This window comes from Acinetobacter sp. NBRC 110496 (assembly GCF_000876115.1).
Taxonomy (GTDB): Bacteria; Pseudomonadota; Gammaproteobacteria; order Pseudomonadales; family Moraxellaceae; genus Acinetobacter.
This window is the reverse complement of record NZ_BBTF01000067.1, coordinates 1-16,394: the sequence shown is the minus strand read 5'-3', so window position 1 is coordinate 16,394 and position 16,394 is coordinate 1. Positions and strand designations below refer to the sequence as shown.

Below are 16,394 nucleotides of genomic sequence, written 5' to 3'. Positions count from 1 at the left end.
ATTTATTTAACTCCTGCACTAAAGTTCCATGTGCAAACTATTTTAGGTACAACAGCGGAACGCCGTCATGAACGTTATGAGTATTCCGCGCAACTGCATATCTGCTTTGGCTTGCTTACAGCGCATTTTTATCTTTCAAAAGCCAAAAACTTTTCAGAAACTTTATTGCTAGATCATAGCTACGGTCTGCAAAATGAATCGAAGTTTATGTCCGCATGGGACAAAAAAAGCACATCAGACAACCAGGAATCAGCAATTCAACGTCTAAGCCGCGAAAGTAAAGCAGTATATCAGGCTGACATTCTGGATATCAGCGTCAATGGTTATCGTATTAAATGGTCAGGAGAAGCACCAAAAAATCTTAGAACAGGCGAGTATATTTTAGTTAAAGAAACATCACATGGGCATTGGCGTGGAGGAGTAATTCGTTGGCTCAAACAATCAACCGAAAAAAGTTTAGAACTCGGTTTGGAAGTATTGGCACAGGAGATTTTTCCTTGTGCAGTTCGTTTACAAGCAGATCGACATATCAGCAATTATCATCCAACACTTTTATTAAAAAATCAAAATCTGGATGAAACAAAAACTACATTAATTTTGCCAGGTTCACAGATTTTTAGAGAACACCAAGCTGTTCATTTAAGATTGGGGAAAGAGGAAGTCAAAGTGTATTTATTAAACGCACAATTAATTACCCAGAGTTTTGTTCAATTTGAGTTTGAACTGTTAAATGAAGAAGAACTTCCTGTTCTGCAAAAATATATGGCTCAAAAAAATATGGACACAATTGATCAAGATTTATGGGAAGCATTGAAGTGAGAAATTCTTTACTCTCTAAAAAACTAAAACGCACTGAAACACGCTTACTGATTATTGACGACAACCAGCTTCGTTATAATCAAATTGCGACAATTTTTAAAGCACAAGATCATCAAATTAAAGCCACTTTGCTAGATGATCTTAAGACATTTGAAAAGCAGCTCAATCTACCTTGGGATATTGTGATTTTTGGTCGTGCCTATGACCTAAAAATCGAGCAAACGCTTTCCTTAATACAGGCATCATCCCAACCCAGTTTACCAGTTTTACTATTTGAACCAGATGACTTTGATACTGATCAATACCAGAGCTATATTCATAAAGGAATCTATGATGTAGTGAATTTAAAAACACCTGAAACGTTTTATATTAATATGATCCGTGCCCTGTCTTATAGTCGTTTGGTGCAGGCCGAGCACCGCTTGCTCAATGAGTTGGAAGCCGCTCAATCGCAAGCACAATCTTTGGTTGCAGAAACACATAAAGCAGTTGCCATTTTACAGGAAGGTATTCATATCAGTGCCAATACTGAATATGCCAACCTATTTGGTTTTAGCAATGTGGATGAATTGATTGGCTTGCCAATTCTTGATGTGTTACAACCCGAAGATTTAGGGCAATTTAAGCTCCGCTTTAAAAAGATCTCTCAAGGACAATTTGAGCAAGGGCGCTTTGAACTTCGCACTCAAAACTCAACCGTAAAGAATAATCCATTACACCTAGAGTTTCTGCCTTCAGGCAATGAAGAGGAAATTCAACTCAATATTGAGTGCCCTACATCTGCTCAGGTGATAACTCAAGCGCCAGCAGCGACTGTTTCATCTGAAAAAGTCTCGACTCTAGGCACAGCTTTACAACAGCTCAATCGACAACTGACCAATCATCCAGCCAACGCCAATGCCATTGTGCTATTTAGTCTCAGTAGCTGCCCAAATGAAGTTTTCCAAAATGATTGGCGCGGAACAAAAGCATATTTTGCCAATATCCAAAACTTTATCAAAGAACAAGTGAGTGTTCCTGTCTATCAAGTCGATAGCACACTCTTCGTTGCATTGTTTCAAGCTGAATCTAAGAATGTTTTAAATTCACTGCTGATCGGTTTAAATAGCTTGCAAAAACCCCAACTTTTAGCGACAGCAAATTACACCTTCCCTTTACACCTAAAATTGGGATATTGCGAACTTGCACAAGCCATTCCAGATGAGGCCATGTTTGAGCAAGTTCTCAGCAAAGCATTCTCTACAGCTTTACCCGTATTCAACAGTCCAAAAATTGATACCGATATTGGTTTGACAACCGAACATATTCCAACAAAAGTACAGTTAAGCTTGCTACAAGAGCTTAAACAAAAACTGGATGCGGGTGATATCCATCTTAAATATCAGCAACTTTATGATAAACAAGATCAGCACACGCATACGTATGAAGTTTCTGGTGGCTTTATCTATAACAATCAATGGCAAGACCTAAGTGATCTGGCTGATCTTAAAGATGATGCTGAGCTTTCTGTTCAACTTGATCGCTGGGTTTTGGTTGAAGCATGCAAACAATTGCACAATTTTATTACCCAATACCCTAAGGCAAAACTGATTGTTAACCTGAATCACCAGGTACTATTAAATGATAAGCAACTGCCTGAGCTGGTTGCAAAACTACTCACCATTATTGGTAGTAAACAAGCACATCCACTGATCTTGCAATTCTCAGAGCAGGCACTGCAACAGAATCTTTCTCAAGCACAGCCACAGATTGCCTTACTACGCCAACATGGTGCCGAAATTTCAATTCGTGGTTTTGGCGACTCGCTGTACAGCGACAGCATGCTACAGCAAATTGATGTACAGTACCTCAATTTACATAGCAAGCTCACCAAAATGCTGAGTTCAGATAAAGACATCTCAACCCTACAAGAGAAAATCCTACATTTTATCGGTCAAAAACCCGTGGAAATTTTCTTGATGGAACTGAATGACATGAATTTATTTGCAAATGCATGGAATGTTGAGGCTCGCTTCCTGCAAGGTAACTATTTCCAGAAGAAACTCGATCGTCTCACGGACGTTCAAGATCAATAAAAAATCCTTCTTATGGAGCTTTATAGCTCCTCACCTTTTCAAAAGAAGGAAAATTAACAGACACAAAAAAACGGGCATATTGCCCGTTTTTTTCTTTCTTAGTATTAACGTTTGATAGAACGTGACATACCAGAGAAACGTTGTTTGAATTTGTCGATACGACCGCCTGTATCCACATTCTTTTGTTTACCAGTATAGAATGGGTGGCAAGCTGAACATACGTCAAGGTAAATTGTTTCTTTACCAAGAGCAGAACGAGTTTCGATTACGTTACCACATGAACAAGTAGCAACTAATTTTTCATATTTAGGGTGAATATCGGCGCGCATGGTCGATGCTCCTATTAAGTAAGAAAGGCTTAAGCTGTTATCGCAATTGATCACTCTCAATTGAGGAAAGCAAAGTGTTTTCACACTTGCAGATCAACACCACAACAGACCATTTCTTTTGACTCACCGAGACTCTATGGTCAGAGCAAAGCCAACAAGTGGCGAGTATTATACGCCAAAGAATTCACTTTTGCGAACTATTCCTGATTTGATTTTGACCAATGATTCGCAATCATGCCACAGACCATTAACTGAATTTGATGAAAAATCATAATTGGCAGTACTATCATCCCTAATGGCTGTCCAATGAACAGGATTTGTGCCATTGGCACCCCGCTCGCCAAGGTTTTCTTGGAGCTACAGAAGAAGATCGTGACTTGATCAGCATGATTAAAGCCCAGCCATTTAGGTAAATACAAAGCCAATAGCATGACTATGGTTAACAGCAGCGAACATGCCAGCACCAAATATAATAACGTTAGACCACTGACCTGATGCCAAAGCCCCGCAATTACAGCACTACTAAATGCACCATATACCACCATTAAGATCGAACCCTGATCGAAAGCTTTAACGACACTTGGGACTTTAACCATATAAGGAAACACATAAGGACGCAGTAACTGCCCCAGAACAAAAGGCACCAGCAGCAGCAATGTAATCTGGATAATAGATTTAGTCGGATCAAAACCATGTTGGCTTTGTCCCAAAATGAAGTAGCTCACCAAAATTGGAGTAATAAACATTCCGATAATATTTGAGAAAGAAGCACTACAAACAGCAGCAGCAACATTGCCTTTAGCCATCGAGGTAAATGCAATCGAAGATTGCACTGTCGATGGCAAGAAGCACATAAACAGAAAACCCCAATACAATTGTTGCCCTAAAAGCGGTTCTAACACAGGTTTCGCCAACAATCCGATTGCAGGGAAAATTAGAAAAGTAAAAGCAAAAACGAGCGCATGCATTTTCCAATGCAGCATACCTTCAATCACAGCTTCACGTGATAACTTGGCGCCATGTAAAAAGAATAATACGGCAATCGCAACCGTGGTTAGCATATTAAAATAATGCGCAGCCTGTCCAGAGACGGGTAAAAAAGTCGCCAGTACGACCATTGCAATTAATAATATTGTAAAGCGATCCACTGCCAATAGCTTCAACATAACCTATCCTTATCTACTCACGAATAACTATAAAGCCCAATATGATGTTGTTGACCATTTGATCGACTCATCATACTGGGCTCTACAAATAAAGCTAGGGCTTTAGATCAGAAATCTTGGACTGACCAGACCAAAGCCTAATTATTACGCGCGTTTTGATCCTGTTGAATCAATTCAACTTTATAACCATCTGGATCTTCAACAAAAGCAATTACCGTAACACCACCTTTCATTGGGCCTGCTTCACGCACGACTTTACCACCACGTGCCTTGATTTCTTCACATGCTTTATAAGCATCTTCCACACCAATCGCAATATGGCCATAAGCGTTGCCAAGATCATAACTCGCGGTATCCCAGTTATGGGTTAACTCAAGTACCGTGTTATTTTCTTCATCACCATAACCCACAAAAGCTAGCGTAAAACGCCCTTCTTCATAATCACGCTGGCGTAGCAATTTCATACCAAGCACCTCAGTGTAGAACTTTAAAGATTGTTCTAAATTACCTACTCGTAGCATCGTATGTAACATGCGCATAGTTATTCACCTGTCTGTTGTGTTGTTCGGTTTTCATGGTCACGTAATAATTTCGCGACCCAAACCACGAGAAATAAAATTGGAATCCCAATTAAAGTCGTCATTAAAAAGAAATTCGGATAACCAATATTACTAACAATAGTTCCAGAGTATCCACCCAATAACTTAGGTGTGAGTGTCATCAGAGAACTGAAAATTGCATATTGAACTGCCGTAAATGACACACTGGTTAAACTAGATAAAAAGGCAATAAAAGCAGCACCTGCCAGACCTGAAGCCAGGTTATCGATAATAATTGCAAAGTACAGCCATAAAGAGCTATAACTTTTAATTACCTTTCCAGAAAGCTCTACAGTGCCTGACTGGGCTGGATCAAGTACAGCCACAGGCTGAATATCAATATCTAAAACGTCCGCATGAGCAGCAGAATTGATACGATATTGTCGCATTGCTAACACTTCTTTCCCGGTATGAGATTTTAAGTTAGCCATAGCTTGGACTGTTTTAGTCGGAGAAGCGTGTAATAACTTTCCATCGATAGCCCCTGTAAACAAGCCCTTTTGGTCAATTTTTGCGGTAAACTCCTGCCCATCCAACTTTAAAATCACAGGACGTTCTGCATCTAACTCTTCCGCTTTCACCCCTGCGAGCTGACCTTTGATCACTAAACTTTGTTTAAGTTCTTTCAGTGTTAATTGATCATCATTGTTAATCGGCAATATTTGAATCTCAGGTTGTTGCTTATGAGTTAAATATGGCACTTCTAACTGAATTTTAGACGCTGCCTGATTCTGATATTGGGTGCTCACCTGTACTTGGTGTGCTTTTAATAAGACTTCGTTAGGTACTTGCAGCTTCCAATACCCAACCTCATCCGGCTGTACCTTATAGTGCTGATCTCCGACCTGAACTTCAACCTGATCAAGTGGCTTGCCCGATTTGACTAGACCAATAAAAATCAAATTCGTTGAACTAGCTAAAACCGCACCGACAAACATCAATTTCATAATGTTCATACGCTGCGCCAGCAAACCGCCCAGGAAACCACCAACCAGACTAAAAAGTACACCGTAAATTTTAACCGCTTCAGCAATCTGCTCTTTACTAAAATTCAGATCTTGATAGAACACATTGGAAATTACCCCTGCAATAATGTCAGAAATACGGAAAAATCCAATCAACAGCAATAAAACTAAAGCCAGTTTTACCCCATAGCGTTTAAAGAAATCTAAAATCGGCGCAACCCATGTTTCTTTCGCCATCTGCTGATTGACCACCCCCATCTTGACCAGTCCAAAACCGGCCAATAAGGCAATTGTGGTGGCCGTTAAAAAGCGTAATGCTTCTAAACCAAACAAGGTTGCAGTGTCTTTGATTGCTGCTGATTTTGCGATTGCATCGGTCACATTACCTGAATAGATATAGCTGAGCACAAAAGTTACAACGGCAATAAAGAATACAAATACCAAACGGTAATAGTCTGTAGTTTTATACTGCTTATAAACACGATTTACTTGGGGTTCACGTACACATAAGGTCGTGATAATACCGACCACCATCACTGCTGCCATGGTTAAATAAGTATATTTCCAAGCTTCGTAAATATAATTGCCTTTTGCTGTGCCTAAATAGGCTGCCAAGAACAAAGCACCTGCCCCTGCAACGATCATCCCAATCCGATAACCGGCATTGTAAGTCGAAGCTAAAACCGTTTGCATTTCCGTCTCAGCCAGCTCAATACGGTAAGCATCAATCACAATATCTTGTGTAGCTGCAGAGAAACCCAATAAGACTGCACCTGCCGCCATCTGAACCAGATAACTTTTTCCAAGCGCTGGATCAGAAAAGGCCATGATACAAATCGCACAAATAATTAAACACTGCGCAATTAACAACCAGGCGCGACGTCGACCTAAACTTTTGGTCAAAAAGGGTACAGGCAGCTCATCAATGAGTGGTGCCCACACAAATTTAAAGGAATAACCGAGTGCTGCCCAACTAAAAAAAGTGACTGCACTTTTATCAATACCAGCCTCACCTAGCCATAATGACAAGCTAGAAAAAATCAATAAAATTGGAATCCCTGCCGAGAAACCAAGAAATAACATAATCAGCGCACGGCGATCTAAAAATGCTTTAAATGCCGACGCCCAACCAGAGGCTTGAGTGGTCATTGGTTATTATTTTCCATGAACATGCGTGAATGTGCTTATTCAATCGTTTCTTGCCCTCTCTTGCAAGTTGCTTTATGCAATCATTCTTTTGTTATGTCGATAAAAAACACAAGTTCGCTTGATCTTTAGGGTTAAAACTGTATACCTTTAATTACTCAACTTTAGTTTATTTGTTGGATAGCAACAGTGACCCAAAAACTCGATCAAATGACTGCAACAACTTTATCTTTAACACCAACAAACACTATTAACGCAAATATAAACTCTTTACCAAGTGCCTTTGAGCAGACGGAAATACAAGCAACACTGATTAAAACCGCTTTACGTGCCGATCAACTGACGCATATTCCAGACCTCGCAGAAATTCCGAGTTCAACTAAACGAATCAAACCACTGAATAATTTTTTAGGGCAAGACCGCGCACGTGCTTCTGTTGAAGCTGGTATTTCTCTACCATACTCAGGCTACAACATTTTTGCGGTTGGGACTGCAGGATTAGGTAAACGTACTATGATCAAACGTTTACTCCAGCAACACGCGAAAACCATGCCAACACCGAATGATTGGGTATATGTCAACAACTTCAAAAATCCAAGACAACCGATTGCATTACGCTTTCCCGCAGGACAAGGCACTAAATTTCAAAATGCTTTGCAACAAGCATGGCAAATCATTTTAAAGCAACTAGAGCGTCGTTTTAGCGCTGAAAGTTATCACAATCGCATTGAACGTATCCGTCAGGATACTGGTGATGTACAGCAAAAGGCTTTAGTCGAGTTAACCAAAGAAGGCGAAGAACTCGATTTGAAACTGGTTTCTCGTAATGACAAACATACATTCATCCCGATGCAACTCCGCAACGATGAATATCACGAGTTAAGTCAAAATGAACTGAATGCACTTGGCAGTAAAGAACGCGCTGAAATCAATGCCAATGTTCGTTATATGGAGAAAAAACTCGAACGCCTGGGTCTGCATCTGGGTGATTTAGAAGATGACGCACGGGATCAGGTTTCAAGTTTAAATCGCGACATCGCTACTCAGGTCGTCATGCCACGTGTAGAATCGATCCTAAATAAAAACAAAGACGTCAAAGGTCTCGACTTATATTTAAAACATTATGCTGAAGATATCATTGAAAATGTAGAGCTGATTCTAGAACAAGAAGAAGATGACTTTACCCCTGCTTTGTTTAACCGTGTTCCTTCACGCTATCAGGCCAATGTGATTGTTGCCAACAAACCCAATAGCGGTGCGCCAGTTATTTTTGAAGATTTCCCGACGCATTACAACCTATTGGGCCATGTTGAACAACTCACGCATAACGGAACCATCACCACCGACTTTACTTTGATTCGCCCTGGTTCTTTACATCAAGCCAACGGGGGCTTTTTAATGCTTGAAGCAGAGCAACTGCTTGAACAGCCTTATGCCTGGCAAGGTCTAAAACGCGCTTTAAAATCGGGACAACTCAAACTATCATCACTCGAACACATGCTGACCTTAACAGGTAGCATTTCTATTGAACCAGCATCCGTTCCACTTGATATTAAAGTGGTTTTACTTGCAGAACCTGAAATTTATTATGAAATTCTGGAAGTTGAACCAGAATTAGGCAGTGTCTTTAAAATTCGCGCCGACTTCACCGACACATTACAACGTAATGACAGTAATGAGCAGGCCTATATGCAGCTGATTGCAGATTATGTTCAAGCTGACAAGTTGCTTCCCTTTGATCGTTCTGCACTCGCAGCTTTGTTAACTGATTCCAGCCGTCAGGCGGAAGATCAAAGTTCATTGTCGCTACATGCATCAACCTTAGGTGATCTTATTCGTGAAGCACACCATCATGCATTTAAAGCAGATGACAAGATCGTCACTGACCAGCATGTCAATCAAGCATTACATCACCGTCAATATCGCTTAGGCTATTTAAGAGAACTGTATTGGCAGGATCTTTCTCGCGGAACTCAATTAATTGAAACCTCAGGACACCGTCTCGGTCAAATCAATGCCCTATCCGTGATTCATTACGCTGATGTTGAATTTGGCCTACCGTCTCGCCTGACTGCATCAGTGTATCAAGGCGGTGGTGATATTCTGGATATTGAACGCAGTGTTGAGCTTGGCGGTTCCCTACATGCCAAAGGCGTGTTATTGATGTCGAGCTTTTTAAAGGCTCACTTTGGTCGTGAACAAATCCTGCACTTCTCCGCCGCTTTAGCTTTTGAACAAAGTTACGGACAAGTCGATGGCGATAGTGCAACTGTTGCAGAACTTTCAGCCCTGATCTCTGCAATCTGTCAAATTCCGATTGATCAATCCTGGGCAATTACAGGCTCGATGAATCAATTGGGCCAAGTACAGCCGATTGGTGGCGTCAATGCAAAAATTGAAGGCTTTTACGATGCATGTAAGCTTCAAGGCTTAACAGGCAAACAAGGCGTTATCATTCCACGTCAAAATATGCAGCACTTAATGCTACGCCAAGATGTGAGCGATGCAGTACAAACTGGTCAATTCCATGTCCATGCGATTGATACCATTGACCAAGCTTTAGAAATTCTAATGGCACGCCCAGTCGGGACGCTCGATAAGAAAGGCCGCTATACCAAAAACTCGATCTATGCTGCAGTGATGGAACAGCTTGAATACTGGCAAGCAATCGAAGATGGCGAGGCCGTTGAAGATGAGGAACCCAAGAAAAAGAAAAAGCGTAAGAAGACCAAAAAAGATGAGCTTACAGCGAAAAACACTGAAGAAACAGTAGCTGAAGCAAAAAGCTTAAAGCCAATCAACTCAAAGAAACGGAAAAAGAAATAAAGAAAAAGCCATGTTCCTTTGGGAACATGGCTTTTTTATGAATCAGGCTACGCCCTGCAAGGAACGTCCACCAGGTAACTGAGCAAAATATTGCTTCAGTGCATCAATACAGCGATGTACTTTCATTGGATATTGTTCACGTTTGGATGTTAACGCGTGTAAGGTATACGCAGGTAACTGCCAATCAGGTAACACTTCAACCAAAGAGCCACTCACCAATTCCTTTTGAATATCCATATATAAAATACGGGCAATTCCGTGTCCTTGTTGGCATAATGACTTAGCAACAAAGACATTATTGGTTCCTAAACGTGACTTCATATCGACATTCACCACTTCACCACTGGTTCCATGTCGAAATCCAAAATGCTGATAATTCTGCATGAGCGTAATTGGAAGTAATTCATGGTGACGTAGATCTTCAGGACGCGTAATCGGTTGAGCTTGATTCAAATAACTTGGGGAAGCAACCAATACCTGATCAACCCTCGCCAAAGGCACAGCCGTCAGTTGATGATCATCCACTTTCAAGCTCATTCGAATCGCAATATCAATACGCTCTTCAATGAGATCGATATAACGATGATCCGCTTCAAAATGAATGGCTAAGCCCTTATGTGCTGACATCCAATGAGAAAGTGCAGGAATAATATGCAATGCACCAAGTTCAGGTGTGGTCGCAATACGCAGATCTCCAACCAGATCATCACGTAATTCATTAATTCGGATTTTGCCGCGTTCAGCCGCAGCTAACATTTCTTGGCAACTTAAAAAGAATGCTTGCCCAGCCTCTGTAAGGCTCAGTTTTCGAGTTGAGCGATGAAGTAAGGTAACATCCATTTCTTGCTCTAAAGAACGGATTTGTTGGCTAACTGCGCTGGTTGTGATTCCTAACTCTCGTGCTGCACCACTGAAAGAGCTTCTTTCCACAACACAGGCGAAAACCCCCATTGCACGCAATTGATCTAGCATAGACTTCCCTCTTACCTTAATTTATTAATATGCTTATTGTTCTAATGAAAGCAATCTCAATTTAGTATACAAGGAAGTCTATTTATGCACTAGAGGATTATTAATAAATTATTGAATGATTATTAATAATCTTAACGTTAATTTGGTAAAACTGTGACAGGATTCACAGGTTTACCATCTAAACGAACTTGAAACTCTAACATGACACGTGATGCACCTGATGATCCCATTTCTGCGATTTTCTGTCCCGCAGTCACTGTGTCACCACTCTTCACTAACATTTTACTGTTATGCGCATAGGCGGTGATGTAACCATCAATATGCTTTACCAAAACCAGATTACCGTATTCTTTAAGCCCATCTGCGGCGTATACAACTTGTCCATTTGCTGCAGCAAAAACTGGATCACCTTCATTCCCACCGTAACGCGTCCCTTTCACATTACTCGCTAAATTAAAGGTTTGAATGATTGGACCATTCGATGGTTTAACCCAACGTAGACTTGAAGCCAAAGTTGTTGATGGATTAACTGGGACAGCAGGAACAACGGGTCTCGGTATAACAGGTTGTGTTTTTGGCACAACTGGCTGCTGAGTTGGCAAATTAATACTTTGACGTTGAATAGGTGCCGTTTGTGTCATGGCTTGTGTAGAGGTTGTACGCTGCGCCACAGAACCTTTTAAACGTAAAGACTGATTGACATAAATTCGATAAGGCGGTGCAATTCCATTCAGTGCAGCAACATCCAAATAGTTCAGACCATAACGGTTTGAGATTGCACTTAGTGTATCACCCGAGCGTACGGTATAATAATTCGGTGCTTGCACATAACGTGTTCCACTATTTACTTGCGGTTTAGATGCACAACCTGTCATAACTGCCACTGTAGCAACCGCCATAGACAAAACGATTGTTTTAATCATCTTCTGTGATAGAAAAACCGAGACATGGTTTAAGTGCATCTTCGCCCTCATCGAAAAAACCTTATTTACTTTGCGCCTAAGAGTATCAAAAAAGTGAGAAAAAACGAGTTCTCACTTTCTATATTCACAAACTTATAACATTCATAGGGCTAACCATTTACATGAGCATGTAAATTTTCAAGTACCGCATAGTTGGTTGCGTCCATCTGGATCGGTGTAATACTGACATAGCCATTTGAAACAGCAAAAAAATCGGACTGGATTTCACTCGATCCTGCTTGTGGGTCAGTAATTGCCTCTCCAGCTAAACCAATCCAATACACTTGACGTCCACGTGGGTCGACATGACTACTAATCGGCTTTGATTGTGCACGGCGACCCTGATAGGTGACCTGCGCCCCTTTGATCTGTTCAATATCCGGAATATTAATATTGAAGATGTGACGTGGTGGCAGCGCGGGCAGACCTTTAGCAATAAAGTCATGGACCCATTTTGCCGCTACTGCATAATGCTGTGGATGTTCATAAGCACGAACATTGGATCCCGCCAGCGACACGGCAATTGCTGGATGTTTCATTAAACGCCCTTCAAAAGCCGCACCGACCGTACCTGAATATAGAACATCATCGCCCAGATTTGCCCCGCTGTTGATGCCACTGACCACCAGATCGAATTCAAAATCAAAAAGACCGTTCATTGATAAATAAACACAGTCCGCAGGTGTTCCATTAACTGCCCAGACATCTTCAGAAATCTGGATAGGACGTAAGGGACGGTCTAAGGTCAAAGCACTCGAGTAACCGCTTCGCTCACTTTCAGGAGCGACCACAACCACTCGGCCTAATGGCTTTAACGCTTGCGCTAAAGCCTGTAATCCTGGTGCAAATACACCATCATCATTCGCGATCAAAATATTCACTAAAATCAAATCTCTTCAATGTTACTAGGCAGTTTTTTCAATTGAATTATTCCTTGAATTATATATATTTATGGCTTCATAGTATTAGAAATTTATACAGCCATGAGACATTTATCTAATTTTATTCGAATTTTTGGGGTAAGTTTCACACTTTTAACAGCACCCGCTGTTTTTGCAGACGAAGCAGTTTCAGCAAAAGAAGCGGATGCATTAATTAAAGATGACATTGCCAATGCACAAGTCCTTATTGAAATGTGCCCTAATCTGATTGGCAAGAATGCTAAATTTGACCAGAACATCAAAAAAATGCTGGGGTCATATTTAAGTAATTACTCAGACAAATCTGCATCTTTAGACAGTCTACAAAAAGATGGAGAATTTAAAAGCCTACTTAAAGAAGCACGCGAAGCCGCCTCTGAAGTGGACAAGGCTGAACAAAAATCAGTATGTGAAGACGTACTCAATTTCGAAGGCTAAACTGTTTTCAAGATTTTGCTGTGGTTTTACACAGAACTGTTTAAAACCACACAAGCTGTATAACGCATCTAATAGCCCCTCAATCGCCCTGCACATTTTTTTCAAATTTAAGCAATATAAATTATTACCAAGCATCGGGTTCTCGAACCATATGAATAATATTGGCTGGGCTTGTAATCCACCCTCCTCGAAATCCTTCTGGCAACGGTTCAATTGCATCACAACGGATCACCCCTTGTGTATTTAAATATTGAGCAGCCTCAGGAAAATTATCCGTAAACAATTCCAGCCAAAGCTCAGCTTGACTCATTTCTGGCGCTGGCGCTAGCCACAATTTGACTGGACCAAGTTCAAAGCCAATATCAGGTGCTTTTTCTGTAATTTGTTTAAGCCCAATTACGTCACGATAAAATATAACCGTGGCTTCAAATTGGTGTGGTGGAAGTTTAAGGGCGATATCAACACCACCAGTGAATTTTGCCTTCATTTTCCAGCTCCTTTTCCATGTAATTTTTTATTTTCTCGTACTTTTATTTACCCTGCTCATTTTTGCTACTGCTCAAGCGACTTTAAGCATACCACTAGCCACACTCGGACCAATCACTTTAGCTTATTTTTTAAGCATGTTATGTACAAACAAGGATGTCAAGCCAAAGGGGTATCTCTCCTTATCACACTAACCAAATTTTATATTTTGAAGATTGAAAGCCACACTTTCTCTACGCTTCCTACAGCAAACATACATTTTTTAACATGCTTTTATGCTATAAGTTATTCAAATTCTTTAAGTCTTGTTTTGAGTTTGATTTCTTATGAAGAAAAATGTTTTTAAAACACTAGGTTTATCATTGCTCATCGCTTCGAGCGCTTTAGCTCCTACAGCCTTTGCAGCAGATAAAAAAGCCGCTGAAGCAGAAAAGATTGAAGTAACACCTACCTCTGATAGTGTGACCAAGCAAGAACTTGCGGCAATCTATGTCCTATCTGAAATTTGCCCAAGTTTAATTGGCAAAGATTTAAAATTTAATAAAGCCTATGACAATTTAGTCAAAGCCTATTTAAATAACGATGCTAAAGCTGTCGAAACCCTAAACAAGCGTGTGAAAGGCAAAGATTTCCAAGAAGCCTTAAAAGAAGCGCGTGCTGATGCCAAAGCTGCTTCTGACAATGACAACCGTCAAATTTGCGATGATGTTCGTAATTATTATTCGAAATAATCCGACCAATTAAGCGTCAGGTTACAATACTGTATGAAAAAGCCGATTTCTCCCGTAGAAGTCGGCTTTGCTTTGTCCTAAAATGCTAGGCTCGTCTGCTTCATACAAGATATTGGAACCACCTAGAATGACTCACAAAAGCGCTCTTGCTGCATTACTCCTTTTGCCAAGCTTTTCATATGCAGCAACTGTCCTATCCGCTCCACCAGAATTAAATAATAAATCCTATGTACTTATGGATTACGAGACCGGACAGATTCTCGCTGCAAAAAATGAAAATGAAAAACTTGCACCTGCTTCAATGACAAAAATGATGACAAGCTACATCATTGAGCAGAAGCTTTTAAAAGGTGAATTGACTGAAAACGAACAAGTCCGCATGAACGAATCTGCGTGGTGTCGTGGCAGCAGTTCTGAATCATGTATGTATGTTCCATTAAATGGCACAGCGACAGTTTTGGAAATGCTACGTGGTATCATTATCCAATCAGGCAATGATGCATCAAAAGCAATGGCAGAACACGTTGCGGGCAACGAAGGCACTTTTGCTCACATGATGAATCAAGAAGCAAAACGTGTGGGTATGGTAAATACACATTTTATCAACTCAACAGGTATGCCAGCTGAAGGTCATTATTCAACTGCAAAAGATATGGCAATTCTTGCCCAGCACATCATTAAAGACAGCTCGAAGTACTACCCAATCTATTCTGAAAAAGAATTTACCTTTAACGGGATTAAACAAGGTAACCGTAATGCCCTGCTTTATACCGATCCAAGTGTTGATGGCTTAAAAACAGGTCATACCAATGAAGCTGGTTTCTGCTTAACCACCTCAAGTAAACGTGGTCCAATGCGTTTAATCTCGGTGATCTTTGGTACACCAAGCATGAATGAACGTGCCAGCCAAACCCGTACTTTATTGGCTTGGGGCTTTGCCAACTTTGAAACGGCAAACGTTCAACCTGCCAACCAAGTACTTGCTAAAGCAAAAGTATGGTTTGGTAAACAAGATGAAGTTCAAATTGGCTTAGCTGAAAACTTCAACGTCACTATGCCTAAAGGCCAAGCTGACAAAATCAAGACTCAGCTTGTAGTTCAACCGAAACTCAATGCACCTTTAGCCAAAGGTCAAGTGGTTGGTAAATTAGTCGCAAGCCTTGATGGTAAAGTGATTGCTGAAAAACCACTTGTGGCATTAAAACCTGTTGAAGAAGCTGGTTTCTTTGCACGTATCTTTGATCATATCAAAATGTTTTTCAGTAACTTATTTTAATTTTAAACTAAGTTAATTCAGCATTCATGCCCTTGGGTATGAATGCTTTTTTATTTTATAATGGCTTTAAATTTTCGATTGAAAGCAACTATGCCAAATAACATTCGCCCTTATCTAGACCAAAAACCTGATGTTGATCCAAGCTGCTACGTCGATGGCATGTCAGTGGTCATTGGTGATGTCAAATTAGCAGAGAATGTTTCAGTTTGGCCTTTTGCGGTGATTCGTGGTGATGTGAATTCAATTCAAATTGGTAAAAACAGCAATGTACAAGATCATTGTATGTTGCATGTCAGCCATAAAAATCAATCTAAACCGAATGGCTCTCCACTGGTGATTGGTGAAGATGTGACAGTTGGGCATCATGTGACTTTACATGGCTGTAGCATTGGCAATCGTGTCTTAATCGGGATTAATACCGTGGTATTAGATGATGTGATAATTGAAGATGATGTGATGATTGGCGCAGGCAGTCTGGTTCCTCCACGCAAAGTGTTAAAAAGTGGTTATCTCTATGTCGGTAGTCCAGTTCAGCAAGTTCGCGCATTGACCGAAAAAGAAATGGAATTTTTACCTTACTCAGCACGTCATTATGTGAAAGTGAAGGATAATTATCTCAATCAAGAGCATTAATTTGAAAATCAGCATTTAATACTCTATTAAATGCTGATCAAATATAAATAA

14 protein-coding genes and 1 pseudogene are annotated in these 16,394 nt (G+C 40.5%); 7 read left to right on the top strand and 8 right to left on the bottom strand.

Going from position 1 to position 16,394, the window contains the following annotated elements; translation table 11 throughout:
• Nucleotides 1-819 (top strand): annotated as a pseudogene (locus tag Aba26S_RS18755) (GTPase); the annotation flags it as partial.
• Complete coding sequence (locus Aba26S_RS18750) at nucleotides 801-2,894, top strand: EAL domain-containing protein (RefSeq protein ID WP_043974198.1); 2,094 nt, start codon at nucleotides 801-803, stop codon at nucleotides 2,892-2,894. The pseudogene Aba26S_RS18755 and the gene Aba26S_RS18750, both read left to right, overlap by 19 nt.
• Before the next feature lie 104 nt (nucleotides 2,895-2,998).
• On the opposite strand, the gene rpmE is transcribed toward Aba26S_RS18750, so the two are convergent.
• From rpmE to Aba26S_RS18730, 4 genes are all read right to left on the bottom strand, one after another.
• Complete coding sequence (gene rpmE / locus Aba26S_RS18745; protein WP_004652835.1) at nucleotides 2,999-3,223, bottom strand: 50S ribosomal protein L31; 225 nt, start codon at nucleotides 3,221-3,223, stop codon at nucleotides 2,999-3,001.
• A gap of 197 nt (nucleotides 3,224-3,420) precedes the next feature.
• Nucleotides 3,421-4,389, bottom strand: coding sequence for a bile acid:sodium symporter family protein (locus tag Aba26S_RS18740; protein ID WP_005242989.1), 969 nt, complete (start codon nucleotides 4,387-4,389; stop codon nucleotides 3,421-3,423).
• A 137-nt stretch (nucleotides 4,390-4,526) separates the two neighbouring features.
• Entirely contained in the window at nucleotides 4,527-4,928 is a 402-nt protein-coding gene (gene gloA / locus Aba26S_RS18735; protein ID WP_005271831.1) for a lactoylglutathione lyase, read from the bottom strand.
• 2 nt (nucleotides 4,929-4,930) lie between these two features.
• Complete coding sequence (locus tag Aba26S_RS18730; protein WP_005242992.1) at nucleotides 4,931-7,102, bottom strand: MFS transporter; 2,172 nt, start codon at nucleotides 7,100-7,102, stop codon at nucleotides 4,931-4,933.
• A 186-nt stretch (nucleotides 7,103-7,288) separates the two neighbouring features.
• Here Aba26S_RS18730 and Aba26S_RS18725 point away from each other — a divergent pair, with 186 nt between their 5' ends.
• Nucleotides 7,289-9,925 (top strand): Lon protease family protein, encoded by a 2,637-nt coding sequence (locus Aba26S_RS18725; RefSeq protein ID WP_043974195.1) that lies wholly within the window; start codon nucleotides 7,289-7,291, stop codon nucleotides 9,923-9,925.
• A 42-nt stretch (nucleotides 9,926-9,967) separates the two neighbouring features.
• On the opposite strand, the gene Aba26S_RS18720 is transcribed toward Aba26S_RS18725, so the two are convergent.
• From Aba26S_RS18720 to surE, 3 genes are all read right to left on the bottom strand, one after another.
• On the bottom strand, nucleotides 9,968-10,897 hold the full coding sequence (locus Aba26S_RS18720; protein WP_005242995.1) for a LysR family transcriptional regulator: 930 nt from the start codon (nucleotides 10,895-10,897) through the stop codon (nucleotides 9,968-9,970).
• A gap of 137 nt (nucleotides 10,898-11,034) precedes the next feature.
• Nucleotides 11,035-11,859: a peptidoglycan DD-metalloendopeptidase family protein gene (locus tag Aba26S_RS18715; RefSeq protein WP_005242996.1), complete on the bottom strand. Its 825-nt coding sequence runs from the start codon at nucleotides 11,857-11,859 to the stop codon at nucleotides 11,035-11,037.
• 110 nt (nucleotides 11,860-11,969) lie between these two features.
• Nucleotides 11,970-12,740, bottom strand: a complete 771-nt coding sequence (gene surE, locus Aba26S_RS18710; RefSeq protein WP_043974200.1) for a 5'/3'-nucleotidase SurE — start codon at nucleotides 12,738-12,740, stop codon at nucleotides 11,970-11,972.
• Between the two features lie 102 nt (nucleotides 12,741-12,842).
• Between surE and Aba26S_RS18705 the strand changes: the two genes are divergently transcribed.
• Nucleotides 12,843-13,217, top strand: coding sequence for an MCR_0457 family protein (locus Aba26S_RS18705; RefSeq protein WP_005271840.1), 375 nt, complete (start codon nucleotides 12,843-12,845; stop codon nucleotides 13,215-13,217).
• Nucleotides 13,218-13,341: 124 nt separating this feature from the next.
• Here Aba26S_RS18705 and Aba26S_RS18700 read toward each other — a convergent pair whose 3' ends face one another.
• Nucleotides 13,342-13,704, bottom strand: a complete 363-nt coding sequence (locus tag Aba26S_RS18700) for a glyoxalase/bleomycin resistance/dioxygenase family protein (RefSeq protein ID WP_043974193.1) — start codon at nucleotides 13,702-13,704, stop codon at nucleotides 13,342-13,344.
• 325 nt (nucleotides 13,705-14,029) lie between these two features.
• Here Aba26S_RS18700 and Aba26S_RS18695 point away from each other — a divergent pair, with 325 nt between their 5' ends.
• From Aba26S_RS18695 to Aba26S_RS18685, 3 genes are all read left to right on the top strand, one after another.
• Nucleotides 14,030-14,434: an MCR_0457 family protein gene (locus Aba26S_RS18695; protein ID WP_005243001.1), complete on the top strand. Its 405-nt coding sequence runs from the start codon at nucleotides 14,030-14,032 to the stop codon at nucleotides 14,432-14,434.
• A gap of 127 nt (nucleotides 14,435-14,561) precedes the next feature.
• A complete protein-coding gene (gene dacC, locus Aba26S_RS18690; protein ID WP_043974190.1) occupies nucleotides 14,562-15,710 on the top strand; it encodes a D-alanyl-D-alanine carboxypeptidase PBP5/6 in 1,149 nt (382 codons plus the stop codon).
• 90 nt (nucleotides 15,711-15,800) lie between these two features.
• Entirely contained in the window at nucleotides 15,801-16,343 is a 543-nt protein-coding gene (locus Aba26S_RS18685) for a gamma carbonic anhydrase family protein (RefSeq protein ID WP_043974187.1), read from the top strand.
• Nucleotides 16,344-16,394: the final 51 nt, after the last annotated feature.

Bases quoted from the DNA above. Each gene is read 5' to 3' on its own strand.
- Aba26S_RS18695 (WP_005243001.1), top strand. From the start codon at position 14,030: ATGAAGAAAAATGTTTTTAAAACACTAGGTTTATCATTGCTCATCGCT.
- Aba26S_RS18720 (WP_005242995.1), bottom strand. From the start codon at position 10,897: ATGCTAGATCAATTGCGTGCAATGGGGGTTTTCGCCTGTGTTGTGGAA.
- Aba26S_RS18685 (WP_043974187.1), top strand. From the start codon at position 15,801: ATGCCAAATAACATTCGCCCTTATCTAGACCAAAAACCTGATGTTGAT.
- Aba26S_RS18715 (WP_005242996.1), bottom strand. From the start codon at position 11,859: ATGCACTTAAACCATGTCTCGGTTTTTCTATCACAGAAGATGATTAAA.
- Aba26S_RS18705 (WP_005271840.1), top strand. From the start codon at position 12,843: ATGAGACATTTATCTAATTTTATTCGAATTTTTGGGGTAAGTTTCACA.
- gloA (WP_005271831.1), bottom strand. From the start codon at position 4,928: ATGCGCATGTTACATACGATGCTACGAGTAGGTAATTTAGAACAATCT.
- Aba26S_RS18700 (WP_043974193.1), bottom strand. From the start codon at position 13,704: ATGAAGGCAAAATTCACTGGTGGTGTTGATATCGCCCTTAAACTTCCA.
- rpmE (WP_004652835.1), bottom strand. From the start codon at position 3,223: ATGCGCGCCGATATTCACCCTAAATATGAAAAATTAGTTGCTACTTGT.
- Aba26S_RS18740 (WP_005242989.1), bottom strand. From the start codon at position 4,389: ATGTTGAAGCTATTGGCAGTGGATCGCTTTACAATATTATTAATTGCA.
- Aba26S_RS18730 (WP_005242992.1), bottom strand. From the start codon at position 7,102: ATGACCACTCAAGCCTCTGGTTGGGCGTCGGCATTTAAAGCATTTTTA.
- dacC (WP_043974190.1), top strand. From the start codon at position 14,562: ATGACTCACAAAAGCGCTCTTGCTGCATTACTCCTTTTGCCAAGCTTT.
- Aba26S_RS18750 (WP_043974198.1), top strand. From the start codon at position 801: ATGGGAAGCATTGAAGTGAGAAATTCTTTACTCTCTAAAAAACTAAAA.